This window comes from Vibrio tapetis subsp. tapetis, assembly GCF_900233005.1.
Classification (GTDB): Bacteria; Pseudomonadota; Gammaproteobacteria; order Enterobacterales; family Vibrionaceae; genus Vibrio; species Vibrio tapetis.
Window position 1 is genome coordinate 588,845 of record NZ_LT960611.1, and the last position, 15,253, is coordinate 604,097.

16 protein-coding genes are annotated in these 15,253 nt (G+C 44.1%); 10 read left to right on the plus strand and 6 right to left on the minus strand.

Features of this window, described 5'->3' with window-relative positions:
- The first annotated feature begins 84 nt into the window (after positions 1 to 84).
- Complete coding sequence (locus VTAP4600_RS02730) at positions 85 to 738, plus strand: DUF2726 domain-containing protein (RefSeq protein WP_102521384.1); 654 nt, start codon at positions 85 to 87, stop codon at positions 736 to 738.
- A gap of 109 nt (positions 739 to 847) precedes the next feature.
- On the opposite strand, the gene VTAP4600_RS02735 is transcribed toward VTAP4600_RS02730, so the two are convergent.
- Complete coding sequence (locus VTAP4600_RS02735) at positions 848 to 1,717, minus strand: glycerol kinase (RefSeq protein ID WP_102521385.1); 870 nt, start codon at positions 1,715 to 1,717, stop codon at positions 848 to 850.
- A 224-nt stretch (positions 1,718 to 1,941) separates the two neighbouring features.
- Between VTAP4600_RS02735 and VTAP4600_RS02740 the strand changes: the two genes are divergently transcribed.
- The 3 genes from VTAP4600_RS02740 to VTAP4600_RS02750 all read left to right on the plus strand — a co-directional run bounded on the left by VTAP4600_RS02740 (position 1,942) and on the right by VTAP4600_RS02750 (position 3,914).
- Positions 1,942 to 2,571, plus strand: coding sequence for a chemotaxis protein (locus VTAP4600_RS02740; protein ID WP_102521386.1), 630 nt, complete (start codon positions 1,942 to 1,944; stop codon positions 2,569 to 2,571).
- Positions 2,549 to 3,283, plus strand: coding sequence for an oxygen-binding di-iron domain-containing protein (locus VTAP4600_RS02745; RefSeq protein WP_102521387.1), 735 nt, complete (start codon positions 2,549 to 2,551; stop codon positions 3,281 to 3,283). The genes VTAP4600_RS02740 and VTAP4600_RS02745 overlap by 23 nt, the downstream gene beginning before the upstream one ends.
- A gap of 319 nt (positions 3,284 to 3,602) precedes the next feature.
- Positions 3,603 to 3,914: a hypothetical protein gene (locus tag VTAP4600_RS02750; RefSeq protein WP_102521388.1), complete on the plus strand. Its 312-nt coding sequence runs from the start codon at positions 3,603 to 3,605 to the stop codon at positions 3,912 to 3,914.
- 147 nt (positions 3,915 to 4,061) lie between these two features.
- Here VTAP4600_RS02750 and VTAP4600_RS02755 read toward each other — a convergent pair whose 3' ends face one another.
- Entirely contained in the window at positions 4,062 to 4,907 is an 846-nt protein-coding gene (locus VTAP4600_RS02755; RefSeq protein ID WP_102521389.1) for a hypothetical protein, read from the minus strand.
- Between the two features lie 187 nt (positions 4,908 to 5,094).
- Between VTAP4600_RS02755 and VTAP4600_RS02760 the strand changes: the two genes are divergently transcribed.
- Positions 5,095 to 5,463: an ATP-binding protein gene (locus VTAP4600_RS02760; RefSeq protein WP_415239682.1), complete on the plus strand. Its 369-nt coding sequence runs from the start codon at positions 5,095 to 5,097 to the stop codon at positions 5,461 to 5,463.
- Between the two features lie 102 nt (positions 5,464 to 5,565).
- On the opposite strand, the gene VTAP4600_RS02765 is transcribed toward VTAP4600_RS02760, so the two are convergent.
- Positions 5,566 to 6,894 (minus strand): anaerobic C4-dicarboxylate transporter, encoded by a 1,329-nt coding sequence (locus VTAP4600_RS02765; RefSeq protein WP_102521391.1) that lies wholly within the window; start codon positions 6,892 to 6,894, stop codon positions 5,566 to 5,568.
- 389 nt (positions 6,895 to 7,283) lie between these two features.
- Entirely contained in the window at positions 7,284 to 8,396 is a 1,113-nt protein-coding gene (locus tag VTAP4600_RS02770) for a M20/M25/M40 family metallo-hydrolase (protein ID WP_102521392.1), read from the minus strand.
- 250 nt (positions 8,397 to 8,646) lie between these two features.
- Between VTAP4600_RS02770 and VTAP4600_RS02775 the strand changes: the two genes are divergently transcribed.
- The 5 genes from VTAP4600_RS02775 (at position 8,647) to maiA (ending at position 13,600) form a co-directional block, all read left to right on the plus strand.
- A complete protein-coding gene (locus VTAP4600_RS02775) occupies positions 8,647 to 9,306 on the plus strand; it encodes an SH3 domain-containing protein (RefSeq protein ID WP_102521393.1) in 660 nt (219 codons plus the stop codon).
- Positions 9,307 to 9,748: 442 nt separating this feature from the next.
- A complete protein-coding gene (hppD, locus tag VTAP4600_RS02780; RefSeq protein ID WP_102521394.1) occupies positions 9,749 to 10,819 on the plus strand; it encodes a 4-hydroxyphenylpyruvate dioxygenase in 1,071 nt (356 codons plus the stop codon).
- On the plus strand, positions 10,812 to 11,945 hold the full coding sequence (locus VTAP4600_RS02785; protein WP_102521395.1) for a homogentisate 1,2-dioxygenase: 1,134 nt from the start codon (positions 10,812 to 10,814) through the stop codon (positions 11,943 to 11,945). The genes hppD and VTAP4600_RS02785 overlap by 8 nt, the downstream gene beginning before the upstream one ends.
- A 1-nt stretch (position 11,946) precedes the next feature.
- Positions 11,947 to 12,978 (plus strand): fumarylacetoacetate hydrolase family protein, encoded by a 1,032-nt coding sequence (locus tag VTAP4600_RS02790; protein WP_102521396.1) that lies wholly within the window; start codon positions 11,947 to 11,949, stop codon positions 12,976 to 12,978.
- Positions 12,962 to 13,600, plus strand: a complete 639-nt coding sequence (maiA, locus tag VTAP4600_RS02795; RefSeq protein ID WP_102521397.1) for a maleylacetoacetate isomerase — start codon at positions 12,962 to 12,964, stop codon at positions 13,598 to 13,600. The genes VTAP4600_RS02790 and maiA overlap by 17 nt, the downstream gene beginning before the upstream one ends.
- A gap of 84 nt (positions 13,601 to 13,684) precedes the next feature.
- Here the strand turns inward: maiA and VTAP4600_RS02800 are convergent, their stop codons facing one another.
- Complete coding sequence (locus tag VTAP4600_RS02800; protein ID WP_102521398.1) at positions 13,685 to 14,167, minus strand: YajQ family cyclic di-GMP-binding protein; 483 nt, start codon at positions 14,165 to 14,167, stop codon at positions 13,685 to 13,687.
- A 10-nt stretch (positions 14,168 to 14,177) separates the two neighbouring features.
- Positions 14,178 to 15,236, minus strand: a complete 1,059-nt coding sequence (locus VTAP4600_RS02805) for a 3-deoxy-7-phosphoheptulonate synthase (RefSeq protein WP_102521399.1) — start codon at positions 15,234 to 15,236, stop codon at positions 14,178 to 14,180.
- Positions 15,237 to 15,253: the final 17 nt, after the last annotated feature.

A 15,253-nucleotide genomic window follows, 5' to 3' on the forward strand; every position in this document is an offset into this window, starting at 1 on the left:
CTGAATTCCACTCTAAAGTATGGTTACTTCGGTTTGATGTTTAGTGATTTACCGTTAGAAGATTGATTGATATAAGGAATGGATATGGAAAGCGTTGCTATTTTGCTGATTGTGCTTGTAGCGTTTTTTATGATGTACATGCGCTATTTTGCGAAGAATTATGAACCGATCACATACCCATACAAAAAAGTAGGGCGGTTACTTAATCAGTCAGAAAGTGCATTTTACAATGCGCTTATTGCAGCGGTAGACAACAAAGCGGTGGTGTTTTCTAAAGTACACATGGCCGATGTGGTCACTCCACCTGTTGGTAAAAACAAGAAACGTTGGGCAGCTGCTTTTAACCGAATTGCTCGTAAGCATATCGACTTTGTAATATGTCGCCCGGGCACGCTTGAAGTGCTGTGTGTGATTGATTTCAACGATGGTTCACAACTGGATAAAACAAAAGCGGAACGCGAAAAGCTGCTTATTCATGTTTGCAAAACGGCGGGGATTCCTCTGATTGGTGCCAACTCTAAATACAGCTATCAAGTTGGGCGATTACGTAAGATCTTAGCTGAATATGTAGATACGATTTCGATCGAACCAGAAATCCGATTTTGTAAGGAATGCCATAGCCCAATGGTGATGAGGGTGTCTAACCAAGGTGAGTTTAAAGGCCGACGTTTTTACAGCTGTAGCCGCCCTGCGTGTGGTTACAGTGAAGAATATTCTGAAGAAGTGGAGTGGGGTTAAAGCTTAAACTCCTTACTGAATACTGAATACTGAATACTGCATGTTTAGTGTTACCCAACACAGCGAAAGCATCTGTTTAGCCGTTAGCTGTGTTGGTTCTTATCTGCTGTTACTTGCCAAGAGTGACATCAAACTGACGTAAATACTTTGGCATCACGGAATCTAAGTTTTCTATATCGCTATCGTTGAGCTCTATTAAGTGCAATCCAAATTGCTGGTACAGCGCCAGTTTGGATTGCTTTTCTTTTTCTTGCTCAGCATCTAGCTCATGCGCAAAAAATTCGATGTATATTTGCCCTTTAGGTAAGTAAAAGTCGCTGTAAACCTCTTGTTCTATTGGTAGTTTTCGCTCGTAGGCGTGAACTAACCCTGTCATGTATAACCAGTTATCAATGAGCATCTCTTGTTTTGAACGCACGTAGTGGCCGTCTGCGGTGCGGTACTTGGCTTCAAATTTTTGCCGAAATGAGCTGTATGATTTGTCGGTAGAGGAGTGGTTGGTATTGTTGCCTTGCACTTCGTTTATTGAATTTCTTAACCGCTTATTGCTAAAGATAGCGGCATCCCATACAACGAACGCAATGTCTGATTGGCTGTTTTCCCGCTGCAAGCCACCAAAGTGCTGACCCAAGTGTGTAAGGTGCCAGCCTTTGCCATGTTTGGTTATCCAGCCGAGTTCTGCGAACAACTGGTTGATCTTTTGAGAGGGCAGATCAAATCGCTCACCAATTTGAGATGCCGTGTGCTTTTCGCTTTTTGCATCAAACCGAGGTAAAGCAAAGTCGGTTGGCCAAACGATGTACTGGCCGAATTTTGTTGAGGTAATGTATTCGCCACCAACGGAAACGCCTGCTTGGGTAAGTTGCCAGCCTTCGTCTTGTTTTTTGATGTAACCAAAGGATTCCAGCTGTTTAAAGAGTTCACCTGATTTTATGTCTTGTGCTTGTGCTAGCTTCGACGTAGAGAGCTTTTTGTCCACATGAACCTCTGATCTGTTTATTTATACAGGTATCATAACTCACCGCACTAAATACATCAAAGTTAGGCTTCCTGTTGGTTTTATTGGTTAGGAAAAATGTGTGATAGGCGAGGTTTTGGCACTGGCCTTTGCTTTAAAGTCTTAATATCACACCGATTTATAGCGAGCTATGAAACTTAGTCTATAGTTATTGATGAATCGTTATAAAAATAAGATCACGAGCAATGTCAGATAAAAGAGTATTTGTAACCGCTGCAGAAGTGGCGGCAGAGTTGAATAAAGGAATGGTGATTGCCAAGCGTTTATTGCTCATTGCGAGTAACGCTCGGGCGTTGGCATTACGAGCGGGCGAAAGCGCTGCTGGTTTTCGCCCCATTACCGACTCTATCGACGACTTGGTGCGAACCACACTGGATTCTTCCAAAATCATTAATGGTAAGGCGCAAAGGTTAAGCCGAATTGCAACGGCCGAAAACCGATCTGCGCTGGCGCTATCAAAATTTCACGTGGTGTATGAGAAATACGAGGATGCTGGTTATATATCCAGTATATCGCCTGCGTATGAAAAAACCCGCAAACAGCACATGGTGCTCATCACGGAGTTTAGAAAAGAAGCGAAGGCACTCAACGACTTGCTTCAAGAACTCTACAGTGAGTTACGTACTGCACAAATCATTTCTACTATGTTAAGCGTAGAAGCTTCTCAAGCCGGAGAGCTCTATCAAGACCAACTCAATAGTATTGCCTCTAGTGTGTCGGAATCGGCAAACGCGATTCAAAAACATGTATCTCAATCACTCAAGTTGTTTTCAGAATTAACAAAGGCTGTTTATGCAATCAAAAGTACTCTATAGCGAAGGCTCGCACCGTTGGATTGTGTTTGGACGAGACCCAGACAAACCAGACAAAATTATCGATACCAATCAATATATGATCGCGAACAGAAATGAAGCAATATTGCTCGATCCGGGCGGCATTGAACTGTTTTCTGCGATGTTGGGCAGTGTGGTGAAAGAGGTGCCGATAGAGCAGATTACCCATTTGTTTGCCTCGCACCAAGATCCGGATATCATTTCGTCTCTTGGGCTTTGGGATCAAGCCTTAGAGTCAGCTAAATTACATTCTCCTTGGCTGTGGGAGGGGTTTATTCGCCATTATGGCATGGAGAAAATTCAGTTTGAGCCGATTCCTGATGAGGGAAGAAGCATTACTATTTCAGGTCTGGAAGTGCAATTTGTTCCCGCCCATTATATGCATTCGTCTGGCAATTTTTCAGTTTATGATCCTGTCGCGAAAATCATGATGTCGGGCGATATTGGCGCAGCACTGGATGCCGCAGATGCGCCTATGTTCGTTACCAATTTTGACGAGCACATTCCTAAAATGGAGTATTTCCATCAACGTTGGATGCCCTCTAATAAAGCGAAATCACGTTGGATTGACCGGGTCAGTAAGCTGGATATAGACATGATGTGTCCGCAGCATGGTGGCATATTTAAAGGCGATGACGTAAAGCGCTTTTTAGATTGGTTAGACAAACTCGATGTGGGAGTGGCGATTAAATAGTGTGTTGTTCGGTTTAGAACCATGCAAAATAACGATTAAAACCAATGAGGTTCAAGGTTAAGGGCATCGGCCTAATTTCTTTGAGCCTTTTTTATCTGTGATTTCGTTTGCATCGGGGTCGAACGTGTATCGATATGAGCTAAATAATGAATTTTCCTATCCATATATAAAATTGTTACCTATTGATGTAAATATTCCGTCAGTTAATGGGTGTGGTGTGTTGTTCTATTGTGTTTTATGTAGTACCTTCTTGCGTGTTTATGGTTAATGTCCATCTAGAGTTATTTCAACAGCGATATGTAACATGCGGAGCAAAGACATGTGTCTTGATAACAACTTCTTCGACCAAAGGGATCAGTGGTTGGCTCAACAAGCACAAAATGGATCAGTGCGACTTTTTGATTTTTGCTTAGATTTTGGATTCAAATACGAAAACTTAATCTTTGCCGGTATTTTAGAACGAATCCAGCACCGAGAGTCTAAATCTTTGGTGGATTTCAAGTTAACGGAAAAGGGCAGTGACTTTGTTGATTGTGAATTTGAAACGTTCATGGTCAAAGGTCCGCAGCTAAATGAGTTAGCAGCCTATGTTGAAGAGTTCTTCTTGAATCAATTTCTACGTACGGCGTAGAGGTAAAGGTTAAAAGGCTTTAGGCGAAAGGCATCAGGCAAGAGGTTTGATGTTGGGGGCGCGGTTAAAGCGTAGATAGATAAATCAGTTGTTAAAAAAAATGCGCCTCTCTTGGGCGCATTTTTTAGTACACGACTGAGCTTGGCACTAAAAGCGATAGTTCATTGCAATCATTGGTCCGTAGAACTTTAAGTCGCCAGTATCGTCACCGTAGTCTAAGCCGACTTCGTAGTAACTGTAAGAGCCTATAACGTCTAGATTGTCGGTAAAACTGAATTGAACACCAAGTGCCGTGTCTATTAGAAGCCCTCTGATGGCTTGGTATTTAATGTAGAAAAACTGCGCGTGAGAGACCAAGCTCCAATCTTCATTAATGTCGTAAGCGCCGATTAAGCCAAAGTTGGGAAGTGGTGCGGTTACGGTTTCAAATACAGAACGATCGACAGGAATAACATTGCCCGTGTCATTTGCTCTGTAACCTAGTTCACCACCCAGTCCTACCTCGATACGCATGATGTGCAAACCTGCGGTCGCATCTATTTCCCAGTTGCCTTCGTCGAAAAATGTGTACGCGTAACCCGCTCGGGCAACGTCGATGTTGAGTGTCGAGTTTAGGCGAGCACCAACTTGTACTTCATAATCTTTGCCATCAATAGGGATGACAAACGCTTTAGATATTCCTTCTATCGTCGCGTTTCTATGCAAGCGACGCCAGTCAAAAAAGACGGTGTGAGTGTCGTTAAAATCGTATGCGAAATATAGGTACGGTGAGATCTCTCGGTCTTTTAACGCTAAGTCGTCCTCTAAATCCAGTTTAAACTCTTGAGATAAATCAGTGGAGTAAACACCAATTTGGGTATTTGCTTGTGAGAATAATCCGCCAGCAGAAACATGAAACTCACCGGCAACGCTGCTGGTGGTATAGAGGCTTGCAGATAATCCAAGAGTAGAGAGCGCAATAGCAGAAGATAACAATGTCCGTTTGTTACTCATAAGCTAACTTTCCTTGTCTATAATGTTGTTATTTATTGCTTTTAATTATCATACGTTATGATTTCCTTGTTATCCATAGAGATTGTCACATTGCTCTTTATGGTGTGAAGAGTCGCGGTTTATCGTTTGATTAGCACAAGGGGCTCGGTTAGCATGTGCTGCATATTTTATAGGAATCGATATGGCTATAACCCTTTATTTAGTACGTGGCTTACCCGGTTCAGGAAAGTCGACTTATGCTAAAAAGTTGGATGCAGTGCATTTAGAAACGGATATGTACTTTGTTGACAAGCAGGGTAATTATCAATTCGATGCCAGTGTGCTGTCACAGGCTCATGAGTGGTGCCAACAAGAAACGGAACAGCAGTTAAAGCAGCGTCATAATGTGGTGGTGTCGAACACCTTTGTACAACATTGGGAAATGAAACCTTATTTAGCGTTGGCAAAAAAATACCGAGCTAACGTGATGGTGAGTGTTTGTTCTGGAGAGTACAGCAGTATTCATGATGTGCCATTATCGACCATTGAAAACATGCGTAACCGTTGGCAAAAATAATAAAACCGCTTTGCAAATAACCAGTTAGGGTCAAACAAAGCGGTTTGGATTGGATAAGCAGTTTCTTGCTTATTTGTTGGTTTCTTTATGCGTTTTTACGAACTAGCCAATGACAATTTGACCTAACACGTAACCAAGACAACACGCCCCGATGACACCGATCAAACCGACCGACATAAACGAGTGGTTAAAATACCATTTACCAATTTTAGTGGTGCCGGAAGTATCAAAGTTAACCGTTGCAATGTCTGATGGGTAGTTTGGAATGAAGAAGTACCCGTAAACAGCAGGCATTAAACCAATCAACAAGGCAGGATCTAGCCCCAAGCCAAGACCAACTGGTAGCATCATACGAGCGGTTGCAGCTTGAGAGTTTACCACTACAGATACGATGAATAGTGCTAATGCGAATGTCCAAGGGTAGTTAGTTACCATTTCAACAATGCCTGAACGGAACTGAGGCATTGCATACTTGAAGTAGGTATCAGACATCCAAGCGATACCGAAGATCGCAATTGCCGCCACCATACCAGACTTAAATACCACGCCGTTAGGCACATCCCGTGGGTCTGTTTTTGTTGCTAAAAGGATCACACCACCAAAGGCCAACATCATCATTTGAATGATGACAGACATTTTGATGGGTTTGTCGCCGTCGACGATGGTTCTGATCTCGGGCACCATTGCGATAACAACAATAGTCAGGATTGCGCCTAGGAAAATAAGCACTGAGTTACGTGCAGTTGTAGGCAATTCTTCATCTAAAGACGTAGAGGTCGTATTTAGAATCTTCTCTTTCCAGACCGGATCTTTAAGCCGTGCTTGATATTCTTCATCATCGTCCAGTTCTTTACCGCGCTTTAAGCTGTAAAGAGACATAAGAAGAGTACCGAACAAAGTTGCAGGTACTGTCACCATAAGAATGGATAGCAAAGTAATTTCATGCTGAATGTCTGTTAGCTGCGCTAAGTAGTACACGACGGCGGCGGAAATTGGAGAAGCGGTAATTGCAATCTGAGACGCTACGGAAGACGCTGCCATTGGCCGCTCTGGTCTTATTCCGTTTTTTAATGCGACATCACCAATGATTGGCATAATGGAATAGACAGCGTGTCCGGTACCCAATAAAAAAGTCATTGTGTAGGTAACAAACGGAGCAATCAGGGTAACACGCTTCGGGTTGGCTCTGAGCAGTTTCTCGGCCACCTGTAACATATATTTAAGGCCACCAGCGGCTTCTAAAATAGAGGCACAGGTAACAACGGCAAGAATGATCAACATTACGGTGATTGGCGGTGATGTTGGCGGCATCTTAAAGATGAACACCTCAACGACTAAACCAATCCCCGAAACTACGCCAAGGCCAATACCACCATATCGAGAACCGATATAGAGCATGACGAGTAGGAACAGGAACTCAAAATACAACATCTACATATCCTTATTAATTTACGATAACTGTATTTTCCTCCTTAAAAGCAAATAATTATCTAATACTCCTCACATTTAATGCGTGAATAAAGTTGACGTTTATGTAATCTGAAGGCAGTCACGCTATAGCGAGCAAAGGTTATCGACTTATAAGGTATATGTGTTTTAGGTGTAAATAATGGTTTGAATTTTAGATACAAAAAATCAGTAGAACTCGTTAGCTTATGCAGTAATATTCACGGCAAAATCTAGATTGAGCATTATGCAACCATAATGTGAACAAAAAAAAGCCGCTTCAAAATCGAAGCAGCTTGATGTTAGGGTTAAGGCTAAAGGCGTTGGGCTCTAGGCTGTTTCTTTCTGCCTTCTGCCTCCCGCCCATAACCCACCTAACTTTCAGTACTTAAATACTGTTTCATGAAGCGGGTGATGTTCACCATGTCTTGAACCGCAATGAACTCATCTGTGGTGTGTACTTTAGACATGCCAGTAGAAAGGTTGACGGTTTTTAGTCCCTTGCTGTTGAAGATATTTGCGTCGCTGCCGCCACCTGTCGATTTGGTCATAGCATCAATGCCAATGGCAGCAAAGCTACGTTTAACGCTTGCTACATGTGCATCGTCATCGGCAATTTTGTAAGCGTTGTATGCGCGGGTTGAGATGATCTCTACTTCTGCGCCGTGCTTGTCAGCAGAGGCACGGAAGGTTGCTTCCATATGCTCAACTTGTTTTGCTAGTTTTTCGTCATTTAACGAACGGGCTTCTGCTTCAATATACAACTCAGGCATCACAATGTTTGTTGCTTGGCCGCCGTTGACGACACCGATATTTGCGGTGGTCTCTTCATCAATGCGCGCCAAGTTCATGCCATTGATTGCGTCAGCCGCAACGTAAAGCGCGTTAATGCCGTCTTCTGGGGCTAAGCCCGCGTGTGCAGGGCGACCTTTAATGGTCACTTTGATGTTTTGCTGGCCAGGAGCTGAAGTAATAATGGTGCCAATAGGGCCGCCTGAATCCAGTACGATCGCGCAGTCAGATTCAATGTGTTGCATTTCAAAGTTCTTAGAACCGTGTAATCCACCTTCTTCATGGACGGTGAAAGCGACTTCAACGGTTTGGTGAGGGAGGGACTCTTCTTGAATACAACGCACCGCTTCAATTAACGCAGAAATGCCAGACTTATCATCACCGCCTAAAATTGTGTCGCCTTTAGAACTGATGATGCCGTCTTCAATGATAGGTTCGATGTTGTTACCCGGTGTGACGGTGTCCATGTGCGCGCTGACTAAAACGCTACCAGGTAGTGTGCCTTTTAACTTGCCGTAAACATTGAAGCCATTTGAAATGTCGGTCGGTACATCAAGCTTTTTAACTTCAAAGCCTAATTGGCCTAATTGCTCGGCAATTTCAATCGACATGGCTTTTTCGTTACGGGATTCGCTGTCGATTTTCACTAGATCAATAAAGTGTTGGATCAGTCTATCTTGATTAATTGTCGTCATTTTTATTGTCTCTCGCTTAATTTCACTCTACTTTACGCGATCAAAATGTGATTTAAGGCTGTTTAGATCAATAAATTATAAAACTTAACGCTAGACAAGTTAGACTTGATAGACAGATATCCTAATAATCATTTGTTGGTTGAATGTTTGTCTGGTCTAGGTATTAAGCGCGTTGATGTGAGTGCAAGTTCTCGGTATCTTTGGCTTGCTCTGTGCTAGTGTTAAAAAGAAAGGGTTTAGAGACGAGATAATGAAGAAGCTATTGATATTAATTGTGATCTTAGCGTTGGCTGGCGGCGGCGCTTACTATTATTTCTTCATTATGATGGCCGAAGAAATGGTAGAAGAGTCATCGAAAGAAATGGATGCGCCTATCGAAGAAGGTGAAATCGATCTCAGCGCTCTTATGCCCGCTGAAGAAACCATGAAGCCCGGAGAATACTACGTTACGTCGAGCAGCCTAAACGTCAGACGAGAACCAAGCAGCAAGGGGCGCATTTCAACCGTACTGGATATCGGTACCAAGGTCGATGTGTTAGAGGTGCAATCGGGTTGGGCGCGCATTAGTGAATATATTGAGTTTGTCGATGGGAATTTGGCCCAGTGGGTTTCGACTGAATTTTTGGCTGATGAAGTACCGAGTAATATGGCACAGGTACGTTCTGGACGTTTAGAAATCAAGATCAAGCATTCAGACGATTTTATGGATCACCGCGGTGTTTTTATGAGTGTGTCGCAACAGTTGATCGACAGTGGCCAATGCTCTGATGATGATTTTTCCCAAACCAAAGGCTGGTTAGCGTCCACAGTGTTCGCAGACCGAAGTGTGTATTACACATACTGCGGTGGGCTAGAACGCGACGACAAGATTTACCTCGATACCGAAACGAAAGAAGTCTTTTCTGAATAGAGGCTGCCACAGATCGAGTGTCACTGACATTTAGCCAAAAACACCCATTAAGCAGCCGAACCGATCGGCTGCTTTTTTTACAGCACCCCTCAATTTTCACATCATTCCTAACCAGCTAATCTTATCTAAACCAATCTGTTACTATAAAACACCCTCTCGTGTAACATTTTGTTTACATTTAAGTGCCTAATGCTCATCTTTCTCAATTCAAGCGACAAACTTTCTTTTTTGCACCTGCCATCCATTTTTATTGAAGTATGGGGCTAAGTACTAAAGGCTAAGTACTAAAAGCTAAGTACGGAAAAAGCCCAAAGCCTAGAGCCCCTAGCTTTTAACACTTAGAACTTAGCACTTAGCTTTTAGCACTTAACTCTTAGCACTTAACTCTTAGCACTTAACTCTTAGCACTTAACCCTTAGCACAGACAAAAGGACAGATAGTAATGGATGGATTGAACCCTTTAGGTACAGATGGATTTGAGTTTGTTGAGTATACGGCAGCCGATCCGCAAGGGATTGAAGCGCTCAAAAACCTTTTCTTCCAGCTTGGTTTTACGGAAATAGCCAAACATCGTTCTAAGCAAGCTTGGTTATACCGCCAAGGTGATGTCAATTTCATTGTTAATGCCCAGCCACACAGTCAAGCAGAACAATTTGCAGCCCTTCATGGGCCCTCTGTTTGTGGTATGGCTTTTCGGGTTAAAGATGCGAGTGCGGCAATGGCGCAGGCCTTGAGTAACGGGGGCACTGAGTATCGAACAGAAATTGGCCCTATGGAGCTGAGTATTCCAGCGATCTATGGCGTAGGGGAAAGCTTGCTCTATTTTGTTGACCGATATGGTGATCATGAGATTTACGATGTCGATTTTGTGTTTTACAGCGATCACCAGAAAAAAATGAATGAACACAGTGTGGGCTTGTATGAAATAGATCATCTTACTCATAACGTTAGACAAGGACAGATGGACGTATGGTCTGGTTTTTATGAGCGCATAGGCAACTTTAGAGAGATCCGCTATTTCGATATCGAGGGTAAGCTGACCGGTTTGGTAAGCCGCGCCATGACCGCGCCTTGTGGCAAGATCCGAATTCCAATTAATGAATCCTCTGATGATAAATCCCAAATAGAAGAATTCATTCGTGAATACAACGGCGAAGGCATTCAACACATTGCAATGACAACCGATGACATTTATCAAACCGTTGCTACGTTGCGTAGCCGTGGTATGGACTTTATGCCAACACCAGATACGTACTATGAAAAAGTAAATGAACGTGTAGAAGGGCATAGTGAAGACCTTGAGCAATTAAAACGCTTAAGAGTCCTGATAGACGGAGCGCCGATGAAAGATGGCTTTTTACTGCAGATCTTTACGCAAACGGTCATTGGCCCAGTGTTCTTTGAGATCATTCAACGCAAGGGCAATGAGGGCTTTGGAGAAGGAAACTTTAAGGCATTGTTTGAATCGATAGAAGAAGATCAAATACGTCGAGGAGTGCTAGACGATGCGTAAACCTTTTCAATTTCCCATTCGACAAGGCACTTGTTCACGACAAGCTCATGCGGATTTTCCAGAGCAGGCCGTGTATGAACGCGAAGCCGGACGCAGTGGCTTTTTTGGCGCAGCGAGTCATTTTCATCATCAACATGCCCCGACATCTTGGAATAATTGGGACGGAGATTTACGCCCACATAGCTTTGATTGTACGAAACTTGAGAGTAGCAATAGCACCTGTCCTTGGAGTGTGCCCAATGTATTGGAAAATAGTGACTGCAAAATCCGAATTTGGACGTTAACAGAGTCGATGACTGAATTGGTAAGGAATGCCGATGGTGACGATCTGTTGTTTATTCATCAAGGAAAGGCTGAACTGTTTAGTGATTATGGGCACATGAGCATCGAAGAGGGAGACTATGTTGTTATCCCACGTTCTACCAGTTGGCGTTTGGAGGTGGTAGAGCCACTGTTTGTACTGATGGTAGAAACCACGGAAGGGGGTTATAGCCTTCCCGATAGAGGCTCAGTTGGCCAGCATGCGGTGTTTGACCCTGCGGTGCTGGATGTACCGCAAATCAACGATGCCTTTAAGGCGCAATATAGTGAAACGCCAACCAAGGTGCTGATCAAGCGATTTGGTCGTGTTACGACGGTGAGTTACCCATTTAACCCATTGGATGCCATTGGTTGGCATGGTGATCTCAGTGTGGTTCGGCTAAATTGGCGAGATATACGCCCCCTCATGTCACATCGATATCACTTGCCGCCTTCGGCGCACACGACCTTTGTCGCCAATGGCTTTGTTATCTGCACGTTTGTTCCTCGACCTATCGAAAGCGACCCTGGTGCGCTGAAAGTACCGTTTTATCACAGTAACGATGACTACGATGAAGTGCTTTTTTATCATCAAGGTGACTTCTTTAGCCGTGACGGCATAGAGCCGGGCAGCGTTACTTTGCATCCGTTGGGTTTTCCCCATGGGCCTCACCCAAAAGCGTTTGCGGCGGGGCAACAACACGCCAAGAAATTTACTGATGAAGTGGCGGTGATGATAGACACAAACCAGTCTTTGGTGATTACCGACGCGTTTAAAAAGGTTGAAAATCTCGAGTATGTAAACAGCTGGAAAGCAGGGGAATAATATGAAATTAGCTACGTATGATAATGGTACACGAGATGGTCAACTTATGGTGGTTTCTCGGGATTTGTCACGTTGCTTAAGCGTGTCTAACTTAGTTCCTACGATGCAGGCGTTATTGGATGAATGGGAGCAACATGCGTTTCAACTTCAAGCAATGTACGCCGCCATGAATCAAGCTTGCGAATCGGACAATGCGGATCAGTACCCGCTGTTTGAGCAAGCCAACTGTCTTTCTCCGTTGCCCAGAGCTTATCACTGGGCGGATGGCTCGGCTTACGTGAACCATGTTGAATTGGTACGCAGAGCAAGAGGCGCAGAAATTCCGGAGTCCTTTTGGACCGACCCTCTCATGTATCAAGGTGGGTCAGACACGTTTTTAGCACCAAGACAGAATATTCCGTTAGCGGACAGTCATTGGGGTTTAGACTTTGAAGCAGAGGTGGCGATTATCACCAAAGATCTTCCTGCTGGAGCCTCTCATCGTCAAGCCGAAGAGTCGATTTGCTTGATGATGTTGGTCAACGATGTTTCTTTACGTAACTTGATCCCAAATGAACTCGCGAAAGGATTTGGCTTTTATCAGTCTAAACCTTCCAGTGCGTTTTCTCCTGTCGCCGTAACGCCAGATGAACTCGGGCTAGCATGGCAGGACAATAAGGTGCATTTGCCGCTTAGAAGTTACTACAACGACACGTTATTTGGTTACCCCAATGCAGGGCAAGACATGACCTTCGACTTTGCGGCATTAGTGGCTCACGCCGCAAAATCTCGTGCTTTGTGCACAGGGACCATTATTGGCTCGGGTACGGTTTCAAACAAACAAGATACCGACTATGGTTCGAGCATTGAACAAGGCGGTGTTGGTTATTCGTGTATTGCTGAATTGCGAATGATAGAAACCATTTCAGCGGGCTCTCCTTCAACAGAATTCATGAAAATAGGTGACACTGTCGCGATTGAGATGTTGGATGAAAACGGGGACTCTATCTTTGGGCGAATAGAACAGGAGGTGGTCAGTGCTAACACTTTATGATTACTGGCGTTCTTCTGCGAGCTATCGGGTGCGAATTGCATTGGAAGTTAAAGGGATAGAATACCAAAAGGTAGAGGTGAACATCGCACCAGGATCCGACCAACAGCTTGCACAAGAGTATGTAAACGTAAACCCAAATAAGCTCGTGCCTTGCCTAGAAGATGGAGAGCTGAGACTGCATCAATCACTCGCTATTATCGAATACCTAGATGAGGCGTGCTCGCCAAATTCGTTACGTTTGATCCCTCAAGATCAGGCTGTTCGGTATCAAGCAAAATCATTGGCCTATGATATTTGTTGTGACGTGCACCCACTCAATAATTTAAGGGTCTTGAAGCAGTTAACTCGCCAGTTTGGTGCTGAAGAAGAGCAAAAGCAACAATGGTATACCAAGTGGTTAACGGAAGGGTTTGCACCGTTAGAGAAGCGCTTGTCAGGCTATGAAGGCAAGTATAGTTTGGGTGACGACGTAACGTTAGTGGATTGTTGTTTGATCCCACAACTGTATAACGCCCATCGTTTTAATCTGGATATGACGAACTTTCCAAGAATCAGTGACATTGAGCGAAACTGTTTATCGTTAGCGTCATTTCAACGCGCTGTTCCGACCCAACCAATTTGATTAGGACGTTAAATTAGGCAGAATGAGGGACAAAAAAAGGAGATCATATGATCTCCTTTTTTAATGTAGAGCTTACTTACACGCTTAGTCGCGGAAGTTCTCGTATTGGAACGGCTGGCCTAGTTCGCTTTGCTTAAGCAGTGCGATAGCTCCTTGTAGGTCGTCACGTTTTTTGCCCGTCACGCGTACTTTTTCACCTTGAATTGAAACTTGAACTTTCAGTTTCGCATCTTTGATCGCTTTTACGATCTTTTTAGACATTGGGGCATCGATGCCTTGCTTAAACTGAATGTCTTGGTTCCAAAGCTTGCCAGACGCATCCGATTTTTGAGATTCCATTGAATTCACGTCAATGCCACGCTTAGTCAAATTGCCACGTAAGATATCGCGCATTTGTTTAAGTTGGAAATCAGCTTCAGCAGAAAGTTTTACCACTTCGTCTTTGAGTTCAAACGTTGCTTTAACGTTACGAAAATCAAAGCGAGTAGTAATTTCACGGTTTGCGTTATCAACCGCGTGACGCAGTTCGACCGTATCGATCTCTGAAACAATATCAAAAGAAGGCATGAAGTTGTCCTTATGCTTGTGTTCTAAATTTGATTGCAGATGCTAACATATCTAGCATCTCTTCGGTATGGTCCCAGCTCAAACATGGATCGGTTACCGAGCAACCATACTTAAGATTATCAAGGTCGTTCATTGGCTGATTGCCTTCCTCAATAAAGCTTTCTGCCATGATGCCAGCAACTTTATGAGAGCCGCTACGGATCTGGTCACAAATGTCTTGTGCGACTTCAAGCTGCTTACGGTGTTGCTTTTGGCAATTCGCGTGGCTGAAGTCAACAACCAAACGCTCTGGTAAACCGACGGCTGCTAGTTGCTCACAAGCGTTCGCAACAGACTGGCTATCGAAGTTCGGGCCAGTGTCGCCGCCACGAAGAATAACGTGACCAAATGGGTTACCTGCGGTGCGGTAAACCGTCATGCGGCCATGTTTGTCTGGCGAGTAGAAGTAATGCTGTGCTTGCGATGCACGAATAGCATCAATCGCAATTTTAACGTTGCCGTTGGTGCCGTTTTTGAAACCGACAGGGCAAGAAAGGGCAGAGGCCATTTCACGGTGAATTTGCGACTCAGTGGTACGTGCACCAATGGCACCCCATGTGATCAAGTCTGCAATGTATTGCCCTGTGATCATATCTAAAAACTCAGTTGCTGTTGCAAGGCCAAGCTTATTGATATCAAGCAGCAATTTACGTGCTTTATTAAGACCCGTTTCTAATGCGTAAGAGCCATCGAGGTTCGGATCGGTGATCAGACCTTTCCAGCCAACAACGGTGCGAGGCTTTTCAAAGTAAGTACGCATCACAATGAAAAGTTCATCTTTGTATTGGTCTTGGATGTTGCTTAAACGACGAGCATAATCAAGAGCTGCTTCTGTATCGTGCACCGAACATGGGCCAACGATAACGAGAAGGCGGTGGTCGTCGCCAGTTAGAATAGCTTCAATTTGGCGGCGAGATTGAGCAATTCTTTCTGCAACATCGTCCGTGATAGGGTGAGCTTGAACCAATTCAGCGGGAGTTGGCATTGGGCCAAGGGGCTGGGTTCTTAATTCATCTGTTTTTAATGGCATTTTCGCGCCTGCTTATT